Source organism: Microbacterium stercoris (assembly GCF_017592545.1).
In the GTDB taxonomy this organism is placed as follows: domain Bacteria; phylum Actinomycetota; class Actinomycetes; order Actinomycetales; family Microbacteriaceae; genus Microbacterium; species Microbacterium stercoris.
In genome coordinates this window covers 338,393-357,528 of record NZ_JAGFOA010000002.1, presented here as the reverse complement: position 1 = coordinate 357,528, position 19,136 = coordinate 338,393, and the positions used below count along the sequence as shown (strand labels likewise).

Sequence of the window (19,136 nt, the reverse complement as noted above, 5' to 3'; positions counted from 1 at the left end):
GTCAACCCTGCCTCACCACACTCCAGCCGTGCGACGTCTGCTCGACGCGGAGCTGCGCGGGGATCTGCTCCTTCATCGCCTCGACGTGGCTGATGATGCCGACGGTACGACCGCCAGAGCGCAGTTCGTCGAGCACCTGCATGGCGGTGTCGAGGGTCTCGGCATCGAGCGATCCGAAGCCCTCGTCGATGAACAGCGTGTCGAGCTTGATGCCGCCGGCGCGGTTGGTGACGACCTCGGCGAGCCCGAGCGCGAGCGCAAGGGAGGCGAGGAATCGTTCTCCGCCAGAGAGAGATTCGACGGGACGGGGCCGGCCCGTGAAGCTGTCCATCACCTCGAGCCCCAAGCCCGACTGAGCGCCGCGGGCCGCGAGACGGTCACTGTGCACCAGGCCGAACCGCCCGCGCGACATCTCCTCGAGACGGATGTTGGCCTGCTGCACGATCTCTTCGAGTTCGGCGGCGAGCACAAAGGTCTCGAGCTTCATGCGCTTGGTGTTGTTGGCGCGGCCGGCGATGGTGTCGGCGAGGCGCTTGATGCGGTCGGCTTCGGCGCGCAGGTCGGCGATCTCGGCATAGTTCTGCTCGATCTTGGCGACGGCGGCTTCGAGCGACTGGGCGCGCTGGGTGGCGCGGTTGCTGAGGTCGACCGCCGCCTCCCACGCGTGCTTGGCCTCGGCGAGGGCGTCGCCGCTGGCCGCGGTGTCGACGGGCTCGTCGGGCAGCATCTCGAGCTCGAGGTCGAGCAGGCCGCGCTTGGTGGCGGCGAGGTCGGTGTCGTGGCTCTGGATGCGCTCGTCGAGCGCGGCACGGCGGCCCGCGTCGCGCAGGGCGGCGAGGGACTCATCCGGCTCGGCGAAGCCCGCCTCGCGCACCGCTGCCTCGAACGCGTCGCCGGCCTCGATGGCTGTGCGCTCGGCGCGTGCGACCTCTGCCTGCGCCGTGACGAGCGCGGTGGCGAGGCGCGCGAGGGTCTGCTCGGCGTCGATGCGCTCGGCGACGGAGGCGGATGCGCCCCGCGCGTCGGCCACGGCGGCTCGGTTCAGAGAGAGGGTCGCAGTGGCTGCCTCGAGGCGGGCCTGCAGCTCGCTGCGGCGTCCGGCGAGTTCTTCACGCTCGGCGTTGTGCTGCGCAGCCTCGGCCTCGAGGCCGGCGCGTTCGTCGGCGAGCTTCTGCTTCGCAGACACGGCGGCGTCGGCCGCGGTGAGCGCGGCGTTCGCGGCATCGAGGTCGGTCAAGAGCTCGTCGACCGAGCGTCCGCCGGCGTCCTTGAGCGCGGCCTCGTGGGCGCGAGTGGCGTCGTTGAGCTTCGCGTTCGCGGCCTCGTAGGCGGCGCTCGCTGTGGCGCGCTCGGCATCGGCGCGCTCGACATCGTCGGCCGTCACCGCATCGTCGGCCCGCGCGGCAGGCACCGGGTGCGAGGTCGAGCCACAGACCGTGCACGCCTCCCCGTCGACGAGTTCGGCCGCGAGCTCCCCCGCCATGCCGGCGAAACGTCGACGGCGCAGGTCGTCGAGGTGGGCCTCGATCTGGTCGCGCCAGGCCTTCGCCTTCTGCGCCGCGTCGAGCGCGTCGCGCTGTGCCGCGGCGAGTTGCGCAACCGATCGCGCGGCGGCGAGCTGCCCCTCGAGGGCGGCGACGTCCTGTGTGCGGGCGTCGACGGTTGCGGCAAGCGCCGTCGCGGCCTCGATCGCGGCCCGCACCCGCTCGAGCTCGGCCGGCAGCGCCGCGGCCCGCTCGTCGAGCGCCGCGGTCTTCTCGACCACCGTGGTCAGGGATGCCTCGAGCTGCTCCACCGCACGCGCGTCCGCATCCAGGCCCGCCTCGGTCTCGCGCAGCGGACCCCAGGCGCCGATACGCCGCTGTGTCGCGGCGACGAACTCCTCGAGCTCGGCCGTCTCTGCGTCTTCTGCGGGTGCCGAGTCCGACCGTCCGTGCGCCCACGCCTCGCTCGCCGCGTCGAAAGCATCGTTCGCGCGGTTGAGCGCCCCCAGCGCTCGCGTCACGGCATCGCGCGCCGTGCGCACGGGCTCGGCGCGTGAGGCGGCGTCGCGCTCGGCGCGCAGCTCGTCGATCTCGCCGGCGCGCGCCTCGAGCGCCGCGAACGAGGCCCGCAACCCGGCGAGCCGCTCCTGCTTCTCGCGCTGTCCGACGCGCTCCTGGTGCGCGGTCTCCGCGGCTGCCAAGGACTTCTGCGCCTCCTGGCGGGCGGCATCCGTCGCTTCGGCGGCGTGGCGTGCGACGAGCGCTGCCCGGGTGGCCCATTCGATCCGCTCCGCCATCGAGGCGCCCTCTGCGAGCGGATCCACGAGAGCTTCGGCCAGCTCGGCGGCGTGGTCGAGCTGCACGTCGAGGCCGCGGCTCTGGTTCTCGACGCGCGCCTCGGCGGCTTTGCGCTGCTCGTCGAGCGACTTCTCGTAGTCCTCGAACCGCTTGGTGCCGAAGAGGGTGCGCAGCAGAGCCTGGCGTTCGTCGTTCTTGGCGAGCAGGAAGCGGGCGAAACGGCCCTGGGCGAGCAGGATGACCTGCAGGAACTGCTGCTTGTTGAGCCCGATGATGTCGGCGACAAGCGGGTCGGCTTCGACGGCACGGGCGGCCCGCCCGATCCAGGTGCCGTCGACGAGCTCCTCGATGCGGATGGTCGGCGCCGCGGTGGTAGTGCCGTCGCCGCGCTTCTTGGGACGTTCGTATTCGGGCGTGCGGGTGATTCTCCAGGTGCGGCCGGCCGCCGTGAACTGCAGGACGACTTCGGTGATGTCCTCAGGCTCGGCGTGGTCGCTGCGCAGGCGCTTGTCGCCGCTCTCGTAGCGAGGTACCGAGCCGTAGAGCGCGAAACAGATGGCGTCGAGGATCGACGACTTGCCAGCACCCGTGCGCCCGGCGATGAGGAAGATGCCGTCGGCGGCGTAGCTGTCGAGGTCGACCACCTGCCGTTCGCGGAACGGCCCGAAGCCGGCGATCTCGACGCGATGGATCCTCACGCCGGCACCTTCTCGTTCTCACCGTTCTCGTTCACGAGCACGCGGCGCGCGGTGACCACGTCGTTGATGAGCTCGCGCTCGGCGTCGTCGGCCCGCTCGCCCTCGCGCACGTGGTCGAGGAACGTGTCGATGAGGTCGACGTCGCTGACGGCCTCCTTCACGCGGGATCGGTAGCTCTGGCCGTCGTCGCCCGCGCGGCCCTGCGGATCCATCTGGATCGTCGCGCAGTGCGGGAAACGCGCCTGCAGGCGGCGCATGGGCTCGGCCTGCGGGGTGGCGTCGGTGAGCACCGCGCACACCCACGAGTCGAGGTGCGCGTTGTGCGCGGCGTCGGTGAGCAGCTCGTCGAGGGTGCCGCGCAGGGTGACGAGGGCGCGGGGCACGGGCAGTTCGAGCCATTCGGCCGAGGCGAAGCCTGCGGAATCGAGCTCGACGAGCCAGGATCCGCGGGGCTTGCTGCCCTCGCCGAAGCTGTAGTGCAGGGGTGCGCCGCAGTAGCGGATGTGCGGGGCCAGCTGGTTGCGGCCATGGATGTGGCCGAGAGCGACGTAGTCGGGGCCGTCGAAGGCGCTGACCGGCACCACGTCGAGCGAGCCCTGGCGGATCTCGCGCTCCACTCCCCCCGTCGCCTCGACGCCCGCGGTGAAGCAGTGGGACACAACGACCGAGCGGCCACCGCGCTCGGCGCGGTCGGCGTTGATGAGCGTCATGGCGTGGTCGATGGCGTGCTGCTGCGTGCGCAGTTCGACGCCGGGCCACACGCCCCGCACGATGATCGGCTCGAGGTACGGCACGCCGTAGAAGTGCACGGGGCCGTGGTCGTCGGCGAGCGTGATGGGCGTGCCCACGGACGACGGGTCGGTGACCACGTGGATGCCCTCACGCAGCAGAGGTGCGAGGAACCCGAGGCGCGCCGCGTTGTCGTGATTGCCGCTGGTCACAACGATCTGCGCGCCGGTGGCGCTCAGCTCGCCCAGCACCTCGGTCAGCAGCGTGTAGCAGGCGGCCGCGGGCGTCGCCGAGTCGAACACGTCGCCCGCGATGACCACCACGTCCACCTGGCGCTCACGAACCTTCGCGGTCAGCGCGTCGAGCACACCACGCAGCGCATCGAGGGTGCTGTGGCCGTGGAACGACCGCCCGATGTGCCAGTCCGAGGTGTGCAGGATCCGCATACCCACACGGTAAGGAGGGGGTCAGACATTGCCGCGGAGGACCGCCGGGGACGCACCGGATCCTCAGCTCGCCCTCGGCTGACCGCAAACGGAGCACGGTCGTGGCACTGTCGGATGTCAACGAGCTTCAGCGCGGTTCCACCCGCAGCAACCGGAACTCCCGCCGCCGCAGCACCCGCAGCACCCAGCTCGCCGGCGGCCCGAACGCCCGCAGGCCCGCCGCCGTGCCGTAAGGCTCGACGCCCGTCACCTCGAACCACTCCCCGCGCCAGAGCACGCGACCGCCGCCCGCGGCGACGAGGTTGCGATACCAGTTCACCCTGTCGCCATAGGTGAGTTCGGCGACGAAGCCCTCGGGCACGCGGGCGAGGATCAGCGGCGCCTCGAACGTGCGGCCCGAGGTGCGCCCTACGTGCACGACGAGCGAGAACGGGCCCCGACCGCGATGGGCGGCGCGCAGCGTGATCGGGTTGAGCGTGCGGTTCAGGAGCTTCAGGAAGCGCTGCGTGAACGTGGGCATGGGGCCAGCTTGGACCTGAGCGGGAGGTTTGGGGCATCTCGACTCGCTTCGCTCGCTCGATGAACGAGGGGGTAGCGCGCGCTCGATGCGCGAGGGAGCGAGAACGAACGGCGAGGTGAGTGCAGCGGAGGTTTGGGGCATCTCGACTTGCTTCGCTCGCTCGATGAACGGCGGGGTGAGAGCCCTGTCAGCGCACCCCGGGCCCTCGATACGCTCCCCGTATGACCCGCGCCGAGGTTCAGCCCCCTCCTCACAGAGCCAAGACCGCGTTTGTGCTCGGCGGCGGGGGCGTGCGCGGGGCCGTCGAGATCGGCATGGTGCGCGCGCTGCTCGAGCGGGGCATCCGGCCCGAGCTGGTCGTGGGCACCTCGATCGGCGCGATCAACGGGGCCCTGATCGCGAAGGATCCGACCCCCGCCGTGATCGACGCTCTGCTCGACGCCTGGGTGAGCCCCGAGGCGAGCAAGGTGTACGGCGGATCCCTCGCGGGCCAGTTCGGGCGCATCCTGCGCACCCGCACGCACCTGAACTCGCCGGATCCGCTGCGGCAGCTGCTCGAGAAGTCGCTCGGCCGCCACGCGACCTTCGAGGATCTCGCGGTGCCGCTGATGGTGGTCGCCGCCGTGATCGAGCGCGCGGCGGAGCACGTCTTCTACACGGGTCCGCTGATCCCGGCGATCATGGCGTCGGCGTCGGTGCCGGGAGTGTTTCCCGCGACGAGGATCGGCGACGAGCACTTCATCGACGGCGGAATCGTCAACTCCATCCCCCTCGAGCACGCGGTCGAGGCCGGCGCCACGCAGATCTACGTGCTGCAAGTGGGCCGTATCGAGGAGCGCCTCGTCGCCCCGCGCACCGCGCTCGAGACCGCTCGCGTCGCGTTCGAGCTCGCCCGGCGCCACCGCTACGCGCGCGACCTCGCCACCCTCCCCGAGGGCGTCACCGTGCACGTTCTGCCCTCGGGCGGCGCGCTCGAGGGCGATGAGCGCATCACCGCCTATCGCAACATGAAGACGGTGACCGACCGGATCGATCGCGCCTACGACGCGTCGTCGGCCTACCTCGACGAGGTGGCCCGAGAGGGAGACGCCTGAGCGGAGGCGTCAGGCGTCTCGACTCGCTCCGCTCGCTCGACGAACAGGAGGGACGGCGCTCGACGAACGGGAGGGGGCGGAGCTCGACGAGGGGGCGGAGCTCGACGAGCCAGTGGGGCGGAGGGATAGCATCGCGCCATGGACGCCCCGCTGGCCCGGCCGATCCTGCCGCGTGTGCCTCCGCGCTGGGTGAGGCGGGTGATCCTGGCACCCCTCGTCGTGGTTCTGGCGGTGCTGATCGTCGTGGCCGATCCGATCCTGCTGCTCGTGGCTCTGATCGTGTCGGCGATGCTGCCGGGGTTCCTGCGTGTGCCGCGCATCGTGCTGCTGCTGACGCTGTACTTCCTCTGGGACGCGAGCATGGTGATCGCGCTGTTCGCCCTGTGGATCGGATCGGGCTTCGGGTGGAAGCTGCGCTCGCCCGCGTTCCAGCGCGCGCACTACACGCTGATGGCGTGGGGGCTCGGCATCCTGTTCGCCGCCTTCACGCGCCTGCTGCGGCTGCGGATCGTCACGGAGGGCGCCCCATCGTTCGACGCCCTGTTTATGCCGGGCACTCCCCTGGTGGTCGCGAGCCGGCATGCCGGGCCGGGCGACTCGTTCATCCTGGTCGAGACGCTGATCAATGAGGTGTCGCGCAATCCGCGCATCGTGCTCAAGGACACGCTGCAGTGGGATCCGGCGATCGATGTGATCCTGCACCGCCTGCCCGCGCGCTTCATCACGCCGTCCGGCTTCACATCGAGAGCCGCCCGCGCGCAGGGAGTGGAGGAGCGGATCGGCGCGCTCGCCTCCGGCATGGGGCCGGCGGATGCGCTGCTCATCTTCCCCGAGGGCGGCAACTTCTCGCAGGCGCGACGGCTGTCTCGGATCACCCGGCTGCGCGAGCTCGGTCGCGACACCATGGCGACGCGCGCGCTCAAGATGCGGCATGTGATGGCCCCGCAGCCCGGCGGCTTGCACGCCGCTCTCTCGGCCGCGCCCGACGCCGACGTGGTGTTCATCGCACACACGGGCCTCGACCGCCTGGTCACGCTCTCCGACATCTGGCGCGAGTTGCCGATGGACAAGGAGATCGTGCTGCACGCCCACCGCGTGCCGCGCGCCGACGTGCCCGAGGACCGCAATGCGCAGGCCCGCTGGCTGTTCGACGAGTTCGCCCGGATCGACGCATGGGTCGAGGCCCGCAATCAGGAGTGGGACCTGGCCCACCCCGAGGCCTGAGGCGGACGGATCCGGATCTACGCGCCGTACTTCGCGATGATCCGGTCGAAGGCGGCGTCGAGGTCGGCGTTCACCGTGCGGCGAGCGGGATCGGCGAGGAACCACTCGACGATCTCCTGTGCGCCCTCGTGGAACGGCGTTGTGGCCACCCAACCGGGCACCAGCGCCTTGATCTTCGTGTTGTCGAACTGCACCGAGTGCGCCTTGTCGCCGACGAGGCCCGGTCCCATCTCGGGGATCTCGCGCGCGATCGCGTCCGAGGCGACGTGCACGATCTGCGGCTCCACGCCCAGGGCGCGAGCGAGCAGGTGAGTGATGTCGTCCCAGGTGAGGCTCTCGTCGCTCGTGATGTGCACGGCCTGGCCGAGCGCGTGCGGGTTGCCGAACAGGCCGACGAAGGCCTTCGCGAAGTCACGGGAGTGGGTCAGCGTCCACCAGCTCGTGCCGTCGCCGTGCACCACCACGGGCTTGCCGTCGAGCATGCGCTGGAGCGCCGTCCATCCGCCCTCCAGCGGGATGAGCGACTCGCCGTACGTGTGGCTCGGGCGCACGATCGTCATCGGGAAGCCGCTCTCGCGGTAAGCCTTGACCAGCAGCTCCTCGCTCGCGATCTTGTCGCGCGAGTACTGCCAGAACGGGTTGTGCAGCGGCGTCGACTCGGTGATCGGGGTGTGCGAGATCGGCTTCTGATAGGCCGACGCACTCGAGATGTAGAGGTACTGCTTGGTGCGGCCGCCGAAGATCCGGATGTCGTCGGTCACCTGCTGTCGCGAGAAGCTGCGGAAGTTGGCCACCACGTCGAAGGTCTCATCGCCCACGGCCGCTTCGATCGACGCGGCATCCCCGGCGTCGCCGATGAGGCCGCGGGTGCCCTCGGGCAGCGGACGGTTGCCGCGGTTCAGCAGCACAACGTCGTGCCCCTTCTCGACCGCGAGCGCGGTGACGTGAGAGCTGATGTTGCCGGTGCCGCCGATGATCAGGATGCGCATGGCGCCACGCTACCGGCGCCCCGGGAGGCCGGGGGCCGTCACTCCCGGTCAGCGCGCCGCGGCTCCGTCGAGCACGCCCGCGCGCTCGGGGTGGGCGGCGAACCAGTCGGCGACGTACCAGCACACGGGAAGCACGGTGCGGTCGCCCGCGGCCTCGATCTCCTCGACGGCGCGCTCGGTAACGACCGCGGCCCATCCGTGCCCGCGATGCTGCGGGCTCGTGAAGGCGCGGGTGAGGGCGATGGTGTGGCCGTTGTCGCGATAGTCGAGCACGCTCAGCAGGTCGTCGCCGCGGCGCAGCTCATATCGCTTCGACAGGCGGTCGTTCGTGAAGGTCAACTCGGGCACGCAGCGACTTTACGTTCGTCCACAGGCTCGGATGCGCTTTCGCGCTGGCGATTCTCTGTGGACAACCCGATTCCCCGCTGTACGCCGGACGACCATCGGGGCATGCGCACCTCCACCGCCCTCGTCCTCGCCGCCGCACTCGTCGCCGCCGTCGCCGCTGTGGGGGTCGCGAGCGCCCTGCACCACCCCGCGCCCGAGCCCGGGTCGACCCGCGCACCGACGACCGTCCCGACTCCCCTGCTGCCGCGTCCGATGCTCCCCGCCGAGGACGGCGCCGGTTCGTCCGCGTCACTCCCTGCCGCGGGCGAGCTTCGACGGCCACCAGATCGCACGACCGATGTCGGTGGCGAGGGCGGGCACGAGGAGCGAGCGCACGATGAAGGTGTCCAGCAGCACGCCGAAGGCGACGATGAACGCGATCTGCACGAGGAACAGCACCGGGATGACCGACAGCGCCGTGAACGTCGCCGCGAGCACAAGGCCGGCCGACGTGATGATGCCTCCGGTCAGGCGCAGACCACGCAGGATGCCCTCCCGGGTGCCGTGCGCGAGCGACTCCTCCCGCACGCGCGACATCAGGAAGATGTTGTAGTCGATGCCGAGCGCGACGAGGAAGACGAAGCCGTACAGCGGCACCGCCGGATCCGCCCCCGGGAAATCGAAGACGTGGTTGAACACGAGCGCGGCGACTCCCATCGCGGTGCCGAACGAGAGCACCGTGGTCAGCACCAGCAGCACGGGCGCGAGCACCGAGCGCAGCAGCAGCATCAGGATCACCAGGATCACGGCGAGCACGATCGGAACGATCAGGGTGCGGTCGCGGATCGACGCGTCGTTCGTGTCGACGTCGGTCGCGGTCTCGCCGCCCACCAGTGCGCCAGGAACCTGCTCCGACAGCTCTGTGCGGAGGCTGCGCACGGTGTCCTCCGCGGCGAGGGAGTCTGCCGCGTCGGCGAGGGTCGCCTGCATGAGCACGTCACCGTCGGCCACGACCGGCTCGGGCGCGGGGGTTCCCGGAGGGCCGAAGGCCCCGATGCCGTCCTCGGTCACGGGCGCCGTCTGGCCGTTGCCGTCGACGATGATCGACACCTCGGCCACGCCGTCGTGAGCGAGCAGGAGATCGGCGACCTCCTGCACCCGATCCTCCGGCGCGATGATCGACGCGGGGCTGCCCGATCCACCCGGGAAGTGCTCGCCGAGCACGGCCTGCCCGTCGCGGGCCTCCGACTGGCCGAGCACCAGCTCCGACTGCGGCACTCCCGACGCCTGCAGCTGCACAAGTCCCACGCAGCCGAGGGCGAGCACGGCCGCGGTACCGATCCAGATGGTGCGCGGGCGCCGCTCGATGAGGCGCGAGACCCATCCCCACAGGCCGCTGCGCTCGTCCTCGATCGACACCTCGGGGTTGTACTTGGGGCGACGCGGCCAGAAGGCGGCTCGCCCCATCGCGTAGAGCAGCGCGGGCAGCAGGGTCAGCGCCGACAGGATCGAGAACACGATGCCGATCGCGGCCACCGGTCCCAGCGAGCTGTTCGAGCGCAGGTCGCTCAGCAGAAGGCACAGCAGACCCGCGATCACGGTGCCGCCGGACGCCACGATCGGCTCGACCGACCGACGCAGCGCGCGCCACGTGGCCTCCCACTTGCCCTGCGTCTGCACAAGCTCGTCCCGGTACCGCGCGACGTAGAGCAACGCGTAGTCGGTGGCCGCACCGATGACGAGGATGAACAGGATGCCCTGGGTCTGCCCGCTGAGCACAAGCACGTCGGCCTTGGCCAGCCACCACACGGTCAGCAGCGCCACGCACAGGGCGAACATGCTGGTGGCGAGCACCGCGATCGGCAGCAGAAGCGAGCGATAGACGAGCACCAGGATGACGAGCACGGCTCCCAGGGCCACCGCGAGCAGCAAACCGTCGATGCCGGCGAAGGCGCCGACGAGGTCGCTCGTGAAGCCGGCGGGCCCGGTGACGGCGACGGTCACGCCATCCGGCAGTGCATCGTTCAGCTCGGCTCGCACCTCGGCCACCGCGTCGCCGACGTTCTCGTCGGCGTCGAGCGGCACAAACGCCTGCGCGGCTCGGCCGTCCTCGGACGGGATCGCGGGCGAGAGCTCGCCCGAGACGACGCCGAGGTCCGCCACGGTAGCGAGCGCATCGTCGATGGCGGCGAGGTCGTCGTCGGTCAGCTCCTCTTCGCCCGCCCAGACGATGACGGCGGGGATCGCGTCGCCCTCGGTGAAGTCGGAGAGCCGCTCCTGCACCTCGGTGGCCTCGGCGGCTGCGGGCAGGTAGGCGGTGCGGTCGTTGGAGGAGACCTCGTCGACGCGTCCGAAGTACGGGCCGCCGATCGCGGCGCCGGCGAGCCAGACGCCGATCAGCACAAGCGGCAGCAGCACTCGCAGCCACACAGGCACGCCTCCCCCGAGGTCGCGGCGCTCGCGCAGACTGCGACGGGACAGACGAGACGTGTTCGCCATGGGGCTCTCCTCGGATCGGAAGTTTTCACTAGCTTATCTAATTACTTCTCTAGCTAGTCAACTCGTCGAGCAATAGACTTCAGCGGTGGCCCCTGCGCACCTCGAGAGCTCGCACGAGGATCCGTCGATGATGGATCCCCGTGTCCTCGACCCTGCCCAGCGGATCGTCTCGCGCGAAGGCCTCACCGACACCCAGATCGACGAGACGGTGACACTGCTCGAGGCCCTGCGCCGCTGGCGCGAGACCGAGGAAGCCGTGAGCGAGGCGTCGCGGCGCTACATGAAGCTCGGCGACAACGACATGCGCGCCTTGCGCTTTGTGATCACGGCGCAGGAGCACGGTTCGATCGTCACTCCCAGCGCCATCGCCGACCACCTCCGCATCTCGACGGCCTCGACGACCAAGCTGCTCGACCGGCTCGCCGCGGCCGGGCACATCCGCCGCCTGCCTCACCCGTCCGACCGGCGCAGCGTCGCCGTCGAGGTCGTCGAGGAGACCCGCGACGCCGCGCGCGAGTCGATCGGCCGCGTCTACGGGCGACGCTTCAGCGCCGCCGCGCAGCTCACCTCAGAGGAGCGCGGCATCGTCACGCGCTTCCTGCGCTTACTCGCCGACACCTCCCCGTCGCCCGACACCGCGTTCTGATCCGGCACTGGCCTGGCCCCATCCGGTGACCGAAGGACCCGCCATTCCCTAGTGAAACGGTGGGTAATAAGTTGACACGGAGGGACACGCCCCGTCACAATCGGAGTCATGTCTGCCAACGCCACGTATCTGTCCGCCCTGGAGGCGAACGGACGTACCGGGATGATGATGCCCGGTCGCGTTGACATGTGCTGTCGAATGTGCCGCTGAGTCAGACCGAACCAGCGCGCTTCACGCTCCTCCGCGACCCGCGGACGCAGCACGAGCATCCACATCCTGATGCTCTCTCACCGATCATCGCCATCTGAGTGCCCCCGATCGGTCCGACGCACACTCGCACCTCCCCACCGGTGCACCTCCGCAAGGACACATCATCATGACGAACCCCGCCACGCTTTTCTCCGCCCCCGGACAGTCCGCTCCCGCGACCACCGCTGCCAAGCCCTCCGCGGCTCCGCGCGGCTTCGCCCTCTACGTCGGCCTCGATGAGCTGAAGGCCGAGGCCTCGGGCGTGAGCCTGCCCCAGCTGGTCGACGCCCTGCGCAAGACCATCGCCGAGCTCTCCCCGAACGCCGAGACCTACGCCGCCGTCGCCCTCGCCCCGGCCCAGGCCGGCGGCCGCGACGTCGACGTCGTGCGCCTCGCGCTGCACGAGCCCGGCGCCGTCGCCCGCACCAAGGCCCAGTCGGAGGAGCAGACCGAGGCCGCCAAGGGTGTCGTCGTCGACATCTCCCGCAAGCGCGTCATCATCGACGGCGAGTCGGCCAACCTCACCTTCAAGGAGTTCGAGCTGCTGCAGTACCTCGTGCTTCGCGAGGGCCGCACGATCGAGCGCAACGAGCTGGTCGGATCCCTCTGGGACGCCGGCGACGAGGACGCCCCCGGCGAGCGCACCATCGACGTGCACGTGCGCCGACTGCGCTCGAAGCTCGGCGCCTTCCAGGACATCGTGCGAACGGTGCGCGGCGTGGGCTACCGATTCGACCGTCACGCCGACGTGTCGGTGCGCTACGGCGCCGGTGCTCCGTCGCCCGACCGCTTCTGAGGCGCCGCGGGAGGCTCGGGGCGTTTCGACTCGCTCCGCTCGCTCAACGAGCGAGGGGGGTGGCGAGGCGCCCGCGGGAGGCACGGGGCGATTCGACTCGCTCCGCTCGCTCAACGAGCGAGGGGGGTGGCGAGGCGCCCGCGGGAGGTTCGGGGCGTTTCGACTCGCTTCGCTCGCTCAACGAGCGAGGGGGTGGCGAGTGCTCAACGAGCGGAGGGGTGTGGGTCGAAATGTCAGGGGCTCGGATTACTCTCGCCTCGTGATCCCCGAGCGCCTCGAGAGCGTGCACAGACCGGCGCGGCCGGTCGACGTGCGCCAGGTCGTCGGCGTGCAGCAGCGCGGGCCCGGTGATCCGACGCAGACGCACCACCTGGGCGTTATCTGGCGCGCCGCGCGCACACCGCTCGGGGCCGCGACGATCGCGCTGCGACAGGGGGCGGATGGATCCGTCCGGATCGCCGCATGGGGTCCCGGACGCGAGTGGGCGGTCGCTCAGGCGCCCGCGCTCTGCGGCGCCTTCGATGACGACGAGGGCTTCGACCCCACGCGGCATCCGCTGGTCGCCGACGCGCACCACCGTCACCCGCGGCTGCGCATCGGGCGCACCGACGGGGTGTTCGATGCGCTTGTGCAGTCGATCATGGAGCAGAAGGTCACGGCCATCCAGGCGTTCGCCGCCTGGCGGCGCCTGGTCGCCTGGTTCGGCGAGCGTGCGCCCGGCCCGACCCCGCGACCGATGCACGTTCCTCCGTCGATCGAGGGCTGGCGCATGATCCCGTCGTGGGCGTGGCATCGGGCGGGCCTCGAGCCGCCGCAGAGCCGCACCATCGTCGAGGCGGCGCGCCGCGGCGAGTCGCTCGAGCGCACCCTCGCGGCGTGTGCCCCCGAACGGCGCGACGGCATCCTGACGTCGCTGCCCGGCGTCGGGGTGTGGACGGCCGCAGAGACCCGCGTGCGGGCGCTCGGAGATCCGGATGCCGTCGCGGTCGGCGACTTCCACCTCGCCCACCAGATCGGCTACGCCCTCACCGGCAGCCGCGTCGACGACGACGGCATGCTCGAACTTCTCGAGCCGTGGGCCGGCCAGCGGCAGCGGGCGATCCGGCTGATCCTGGCGTCCGGCGTCAGCGAGCCGCGTAAGGCCCCGCGCCTGCACCCCGAAGACCACCGCGCCCGATGAGCACGGTTCTGATGAGCACCGTGCACGATGAGTAACGTGAAACGCATGTGGCTGCTCCTGCGCACCGTCGCGATCCTGGTCGTCGGCGGCATCATCGGCGCCGCCTACCTCGGCAGCGTGTGGCTCGGCCTGCTGCTCGGCTTCCTCGTCTCGCTCGGCCTGTTCCTCGCGTTCGAGGCGCGCAAGGGCGGCGGCCCCGGCCATGACGAGTACGACGACGGGGCCCGGCTCTGACGAGGGCACTGCGTCGCCTCCCGTTCAGGCGCGCGGCCGAGCCACACCCGTCAAGCCCGTGACAGACGAGCCCGCGGGACGGACAATGGGCGCATGACCACCAAGAACTCCGTGAAGGACTACGCCAAAGTCACCGCGGCGACGGCCGCCACCGCCAAGACCGCAGAGGCCGGGGTCGGCCTCGTGGGGAAGGCGTTCCTCTCGCTGCTCGGTCTCGTGCAGATCGGTCTGGCGCTGGCCGCGTTCTCCGATCTGTGGGCGCGCCCCGAGAAGCAGGTCCGGATGACGAAGCTGGCATGGATCCCGATCATCCTGATCAACTGGATCGGCCCCCTCGCGTACTTCATCGGCGGTGTCAAGCGCTGAGCGATGTCGGCGGCCCATGAAATGCTTAGCGGCATGCGAATCGCACTGACAGGGTCGTCGGGAAAGCTGGGATCGGTCGTCGCGCGCGAGCTGCGCGCCGCGGGGCACCGGGTGGTCGGAATCGATCGCGTCGGGCGACGCGACCGCGACTTCGTGCAGGTGGATCTCACCGACTACGGGCAGGTCGTCGACGCGCTGACCGCCGTCGGTGACACACATGACGGCTTCGACGCGCTGGTGCATCTCGCGGCCATCCCGGCGCCGGGTCTCGCGCCCGATGTGACGACGTTCCACAACAACATCTCGTCGACGTTCAATGTCTTCTGGGCGGCGACCCGCCTCGGCATCGACAAGATCGTCTACGCCTCCAGCGAGACCGTGCTGGGCCTGCCCTTCGACGTGCCGCCGCCGTATGTGCCGGTCGACGAGGAGTACCCCGCCCGCCCCGAGTCGACCTACTCGCTGGTGAAGCACCTCGAGGAGCAGCTGGCCATCGAGCTCGTGCGCTGGAACCCGGGGCTGTCGATCACCGCCCTGCGCTTCTCGAATGTGATGTGGCCGGAGGACTACGACGCGTTCCCGTACGACGCCGATGCGCGCGACCGCAAGTGGAACCTCTGGGGCTACATCGACGCACGCGACGGCTCGCACGCCATCGAACGCGCGCTCGAGGTGGCCCCCGCCGGGTTCGACCGCTTCATCATCGCCGCGGCCGACACGGTGTCGACGCGTCCGAACGCCGAGCTGCTGGCCGAGGTGTTCCCCGACGTGCCGCACGCCCGCGAGTTCGGCGAGAACGAGACGCTGCTCTCGATCGACAAGGCCCGGCGCCTGCTGGGTTACGACCCGCAGCACAGCTGGCGCGACCACAAGTAACCGGCCGCCCGAACAAGGAGGATCCGATGAGTCTGTTCCGGACGAAATCGATCGAGCAGAGCATCGCCGACACCCAGGAACCGGAGCACCAGCTCCGCAAGAACCTCGGGGTCTGGGATCTGATCCTCTTCGGCATCGGCGTCTGCGTCGGCGCCGGCATCTTCGTGCTCACGGGCCATGCCGCGGCCACGAACGCCGGCCCGGCGATCGCCCTGTCCTTCCTCATCGCGGGCGTCGCCTGCGCTCTCGCGGCGCTCTGCTATGCCGAGTTCGCCTCCACGGTGCCGGTGGCCGGAAGCGCCTACACCTTCACCTACGCGACCCTCGGCGAGCTGCTCGCCTGGATCATCGGGTGGGATCTGATCCTCGAGTTCACCGTCGGCGCGGCGGCGCTCGCGACATCGTTCAGTCAGTACCTCGCGGTGGTGCTCGATGGCACGTGGTTCGAGATCCCGCCGGCGATCGCGACCGCCGAGAACGGCTTCGTGAACCTGCCGGCCGGTCTGCTGGTGCTGGCGCTGACCGCCGTGGTCATCGGCGGCATCACCCTCTCGAGTCGCCTCAATCAGCTGGTCACCGGCCTGAAGCTGCTGGTGGTGCTCGCCGTGGTCGTGGTCGGCGCCTTCCTCGTGAAGGTCTCGAACTGGGTGCCCTTTGTGCCGCCAGCCGAGGCTCCGGCCACCGCGCGCGGTGCCGATCCGCTCCACCTGCCGATCGTGCAGGGCATCTTCGGACTCGATCCGAGCGTCTTCGGCATCGGCGGAGTGCTCGCCGCCGCGGCGATGGTGTTCTTCGCGTTCATCGGCTTCGACGTCGTCGCCACGACTGCCGAGGAGACCCGCAATCCGCAGCGCGACCTGCCGCGAGGCATCCTGGGCGCCCTGGCCATCGTCACGGTGCTCTACATGGCGGTCTCGCTCGTCATCACGGGCATGCAGAACTTCCGCGACATCGACCCCGACGACGGCGCCCCGCTCGCCACCGCCTTCGACGCCGCCGGCCTGCCGTTTATGGGCGACCTGATCGCGATCGGCGCGTGCATCGGCCTGATCGTCGTCTCGATGATCCTGCTGATGGGTCAGACCCGCGTGGCCTTCGCGATGGCTCGCGACGGCCTGCTGCCGCAGGGCCTGGCCCGCACGCATCCGCGGTTCCGCACGCCCTACCGCATCACCCTCATCACGGGCGTCATCGTCGCGGTGCTCGCGGCCTTCGTGCCGCTGTCCACGCTGGCCGAGCTGGTCAACATCGGAACCCTTGCCGCGTTCGTGCTGGTCTCGATCGGCGTGATCGTGCTGCGCCGCACGCGCCCCGACCTGCCGCGCTCGTTCAAGGTGCCGTGGGTGCCGGTGCTGCCGATCCTGTCGGCCGTCATCTGCTTCTACCTGATGCTCAACCTGACCCTCGAGACGTGGATCCGCTTCCTGGCCTGGCTTGTGATCGGCGTGGTGGTGTACTTCGCGTACTCGCGCCGCCACAGCCGCCTCGGCATCGCCGAACGCACCGCGCAGAGCGCGTCGCAGGCGGGGCGCCGTTAGCCCGATGTTCAGCGCCGCCTCGGGACAGCGCCCTTGCCGCCGCCCGCGCCGGTGGCGAGACTGAACCCGTCCCCCGATCCCCCACCCGACACCGCCGTCAGGAGCCGACATGCCCGTGCTCAACCCCTATCTGACCTTCCGCGACAGCGCCCGCGCGGCGATGGAGTTCTATCACCGTGTGTTCGGCGGTGAGCTCGAGTTCGAGACGTTCGGCGAGAGCAGCCTCGCCCATGAGCCGGGCGATGCCGAACTCATCCTGCACGGCGTGCTCGAGACGGTGGATGGCATGGTGCTGATGGCCAGCGACACCCCCACGGGCGTGCCCTACGAGGGCGCCGGGGGCCACGCGATCTCGATCAGCGGCGACGAGGAAGAAGACCTCAGCGAGTGGTGGGAGCAGCTCTCGGCGGGCGGCACCATCCTCGTCCCGCTGTCGGAGCCCGACTGGGGCGGTCTGTTCGGCATGTGCATCGACCGCTTCGGCGTGCGGTGGATGATCTCGATCCTCGACGAGGACGACCTCGACGAGGACGCCGAGGAAGAGGACGACTTCGAGGACGACCTCGAAGAGGAGTGACCCTCCCCGTGGGCCTGCGAGCGCTCAGAACTCCTCGTGGGTGTCGGGATCGCCGTCCCACAGACGCCCGCGCTCGAGCCCGCTGATCGCCGCGACGTGCTCCTCGTCGAGCGCGAAGCCGAAGACGTCGGCGTTCTCGATCTGGCGCTCCGGATCCGATGACTTCGGGATCGGGGTCGATCCCAGCTGCACGTGCCAGCGCAGCACGATCTGCGTCGGCGTGACCTGGTACACCTCGGCGAGGTCGCGGATGAGCGGGTCCTGCAGCAGCTCCGAGCGTCGGGCGAGCGGGCTCCAGCTCTCGGTGCGGATGCCGTGCTCGGCGTGGAACGCGCGCAGCGCCCCCTGCGGGAAGTAGGGGTGCAGCTCGACCTGGTTCACGGCCGGCACCACACCGGTCTCGTCGATGAGGCGCTGCAGCATCGGCTCGGTGAAGTTCGACACTCCCACCGATCGCACAACGCCCTCCTCGCGCAGGGCGAGCATGCCGCGGAATGTGTCGACGTACTTGTCGACGCGGGGGTTCGGCCAGTGGATCAGCAGCAGATCGATGCGGTCGAGACCGAGCGTCGCCTTCGACTCGCGTCCGCTCGCGATCGCCTCCTCGTAGCCGTGGTGACGGCCCGGGATCTTCGTCGTGACGATGAGCTCGTCGCGCTGCACCGCGCCCGCATCGACGGCGCGGCGCACCGCCTCGCCGACCTCGCGCTCGTTGCCGTAGTTGACCGCGGTGTCGAGCACGCGGTATCCGGTGCCGATGGCCGCTTCCACCGCCGCGACGCCCTCGTCGCCGGTGAGCTTGTAGGTGCCGAGGCCGAGCTCGGCGAACGTCGTGCCGTCGTTCAGGGTGACCTGGGGGATATCGATCGTCGCCATGTCTGCGAGCCTATGGCTCCCGGCCCCCGGAGGGGCCGGGAGTGTGCGAGTCAGGCGGCGAGAAGTGCGCGGATCACGTCGGCGCGCGGCGTCAGCGGGCGACCGATCACGCGGGCGAGGGTCGGATCCGTCGAGGCGAGCACCCCGCGGGCCACACCGTCGTCGATCGCCGCGACGAAGCCTGCCGTGCCCTCGTCGAGCCCGTACGCGCGCAGGCGCGCGACGTGCTCGTGGGCGTCCAGGCGCTCGTAGTGCACCTCGCGTCCCACGATCTCGGCCACGGCGGCCGCGAGGTCGTCGTAGCTCCAGCCATCCGTCGCGGCCAGCTCGAGCGTCGAGCCGTTGTAGTCCTCGAGCGGGGCGGTCAGCACGGCGGCCGCGGCCTCGGCGTAGTCGCGGCGCGCGGCGGAGGCGATGACCCCGGATCCCGCGGAGTGGCAGATCACGCCGGTCTCGACCGCCTGGCGCACCTCATCGGCGTGGTTCTCGATGTACCAGCCGTTGCGCAGCAAAACGACCGGCACACCGGCGTGGGCGAGCAGCTCCTCGGTCGCCTTGTGGTCGGGCGCGAGCACGAAGTCGGCGTCGGCCGCGTCGAGCAGCGACGTGTACGCCAGCTGCGCCACCCCGGCGCGCGCGGCGGCCTCGATCACGTTGCGGTGACCCGCCAGACGCGCCCCCGGCTGCGACCCCGAGACGAGCAGCACTCGCTCGACGCCCTCCAGCGCGGCGGCGATCGTGTCGGGCTTGTCGTAGTCGAGCTCCACGGTGCGCACGCCCTCGGCTGCGAGATGCGCCAGCCGGCGCGGGTCGCGCGAGGTGGCCACGATCTCGGACGGCCGCACGCCGCGTTCCCGCAGCGCCTCGACGACGAGTGCGCCCAGCTGTCCGCTCGCGGCGGTGACGAGGATGGTCATGAGTGTTCCCTTCTGCGACGGATCCGGCGATCCGCGTCACGATCGGAAAGCACCTCCGATCTCAGAACATTCC

18 protein-coding genes are annotated in these 19,136 nt (G+C 70.5%); 10 read left to right on the top strand and 8 right to left on the bottom strand.

The genetic code is table 11. The features are described 5' to 3' along the window. Position 1: 1 nt before the first annotated feature. From J5V96_RS17375 to J5V96_RS05815, 3 genes are all read right to left on the bottom strand, one after another. Positions 2 to 2,980 (bottom strand): AAA family ATPase, encoded by a 2,979-nt coding sequence (locus J5V96_RS17375; protein WP_208501649.1) that lies wholly within the window; start codon positions 2,978 to 2,980, stop codon positions 2 to 4. Then, positions 2,977 to 4,155, bottom strand: a complete 1,179-nt coding sequence (locus J5V96_RS05820; RefSeq protein ID WP_208501648.1) for an exonuclease SbcCD subunit D — start codon at positions 4,153 to 4,155, stop codon at positions 2,977 to 2,979. Before J5V96_RS05820 ends, J5V96_RS17375 begins: the two co-directional genes overlap by 4 nt. Positions 4,156 to 4,282: 127 nt before the next feature. After that, on the bottom strand, positions 4,283 to 4,675 hold the full coding sequence (locus tag J5V96_RS05815) for a PNPOx family protein (RefSeq protein WP_208501647.1): 393 nt from the start codon (positions 4,673 to 4,675) through the stop codon (positions 4,283 to 4,285). A 221-nt stretch (positions 4,676 to 4,896) separates the two neighbouring features. On the opposite strand from J5V96_RS05815, the gene J5V96_RS05810 reads away from it, so the two are divergent. Continuing rightward, positions 4,897 to 5,769: a patatin-like phospholipase family protein gene (locus tag J5V96_RS05810; protein WP_208501646.1), complete on the top strand. Its 873-nt coding sequence runs from the start codon at positions 4,897 to 4,899 to the stop codon at positions 5,767 to 5,769. A 138-nt stretch (positions 5,770 to 5,907) separates the two neighbouring features. Next, positions 5,908 to 6,993: a 1-acyl-sn-glycerol-3-phosphate acyltransferase gene (locus J5V96_RS05805; RefSeq protein ID WP_236014527.1), complete on the top strand. Its 1,086-nt coding sequence runs from the start codon at positions 5,908 to 5,910 to the stop codon at positions 6,991 to 6,993. A 17-nt stretch (positions 6,994 to 7,010) separates the two neighbouring features. Here J5V96_RS05805 and J5V96_RS05800 read toward each other — a convergent pair whose 3' ends face one another. The 3 genes from J5V96_RS05800 to J5V96_RS05790 form a co-directional block, all read right to left on the bottom strand. Further along, positions 7,011 to 7,982 carry an SDR family oxidoreductase gene (locus J5V96_RS05800; RefSeq protein WP_208501645.1) on the bottom strand — a complete coding sequence of 324 codons (972 nt, stop codon included), beginning with the start codon at positions 7,980 to 7,982 and terminating at the stop codon, positions 7,011 to 7,013. Between the two features lie 48 nt (positions 7,983 to 8,030). Then, on the bottom strand, positions 8,031 to 8,330 hold the full coding sequence (locus tag J5V96_RS05795) for a GNAT family N-acetyltransferase (RefSeq protein ID WP_208501642.1): 300 nt from the start codon (positions 8,328 to 8,330) through the stop codon (positions 8,031 to 8,033). Between the two features lie 288 nt (positions 8,331 to 8,618). After that, positions 8,619 to 10,808 carry an MMPL family transporter gene (locus tag J5V96_RS05790; RefSeq protein WP_208501640.1) on the bottom strand — a complete coding sequence of 730 codons (2,190 nt, stop codon included), beginning with the start codon at positions 10,806 to 10,808 and terminating at the stop codon, positions 8,619 to 8,621. 85 nt (positions 10,809 to 10,893) lie between these two features. Here J5V96_RS05790 and J5V96_RS05785 point away from each other — a divergent pair, with 85 nt between their 5' ends. The 8 genes from J5V96_RS05785 (at position 10,894) to J5V96_RS05750 (ending at position 17,270) form a co-directional block, all read left to right on the top strand. After that, positions 10,894 to 11,454: a MarR family winged helix-turn-helix transcriptional regulator gene (locus J5V96_RS05785; RefSeq protein WP_307793536.1), complete on the top strand. Its 561-nt coding sequence runs from the start codon at positions 10,894 to 10,896 to the stop codon at positions 11,452 to 11,454. Positions 11,455 to 11,830: 376 nt separating this feature from the next. Continuing rightward, complete coding sequence (locus J5V96_RS05780; protein WP_208501638.1) at positions 11,831 to 12,499, top strand: winged helix-turn-helix domain-containing protein; 669 nt, start codon at positions 11,831 to 11,833, stop codon at positions 12,497 to 12,499. A gap of 259 nt (positions 12,500 to 12,758) precedes the next feature. Next, a complete protein-coding gene (locus J5V96_RS05775) occupies positions 12,759 to 13,679 on the top strand; it encodes a DNA-3-methyladenine glycosylase family protein (protein WP_208501636.1) in 921 nt (306 codons plus the stop codon). A gap of 27 nt (positions 13,680 to 13,706) precedes the next feature. Continuing rightward, the gene (locus tag J5V96_RS05770) at positions 13,707 to 13,913 is read left to right on the top strand and encodes a hypothetical protein (RefSeq protein WP_236014526.1); all 207 of its coding nucleotides are present in this window, start codon (positions 13,707 to 13,709) and stop codon (positions 13,911 to 13,913) included. Positions 13,914 to 14,006: 93 nt separating this feature from the next. After that, positions 14,007 to 14,279 carry a PLDc N-terminal domain-containing protein gene (locus tag J5V96_RS05765; protein WP_208501634.1) on the top strand — a complete coding sequence of 91 codons (273 nt, stop codon included), beginning with the start codon at positions 14,007 to 14,009 and terminating at the stop codon, positions 14,277 to 14,279. A gap of 33 nt (positions 14,280 to 14,312) precedes the next feature. After that, positions 14,313 to 15,155 carry an NAD-dependent epimerase/dehydratase family protein gene (locus J5V96_RS05760; RefSeq protein WP_208501632.1) on the top strand — a complete coding sequence of 281 codons (843 nt, stop codon included), beginning with the start codon at positions 14,313 to 14,315 and terminating at the stop codon, positions 15,153 to 15,155. Positions 15,156 to 15,181: 26 nt separating this feature from the next. Next, on the top strand, positions 15,182 to 16,693 hold the full coding sequence (locus tag J5V96_RS05755; protein ID WP_208501630.1) for an amino acid permease: 1,512 nt from the start codon (positions 15,182 to 15,184) through the stop codon (positions 16,691 to 16,693). Positions 16,694 to 16,802: 109 nt separating this feature from the next. Further along, positions 16,803 to 17,270: a VOC family protein gene (locus J5V96_RS05750; RefSeq protein ID WP_208501621.1), complete on the top strand. Its 468-nt coding sequence runs from the start codon at positions 16,803 to 16,805 to the stop codon at positions 17,268 to 17,270. A gap of 24 nt (positions 17,271 to 17,294) precedes the next feature. Here the strand turns inward: J5V96_RS05750 and J5V96_RS05745 are convergent, their stop codons facing one another. Together J5V96_RS05745 and J5V96_RS05740 are read right to left on the bottom strand one after the other, a co-directional pair. Next, positions 17,295 to 18,146 carry an aldo/keto reductase gene (locus J5V96_RS05745; protein WP_208501619.1) on the bottom strand — a complete coding sequence of 284 codons (852 nt, stop codon included), beginning with the start codon at positions 18,144 to 18,146 and terminating at the stop codon, positions 17,295 to 17,297. Positions 18,147 to 18,196: 50 nt separating this feature from the next. Continuing rightward, positions 18,197 to 19,063, bottom strand: coding sequence for an NAD(P)H-binding protein (locus J5V96_RS05740; protein ID WP_208501617.1), 867 nt, complete (start codon positions 19,061 to 19,063; stop codon positions 18,197 to 18,199). Between the last annotated feature and the right edge of the window lie 73 nt (positions 19,064 to 19,136).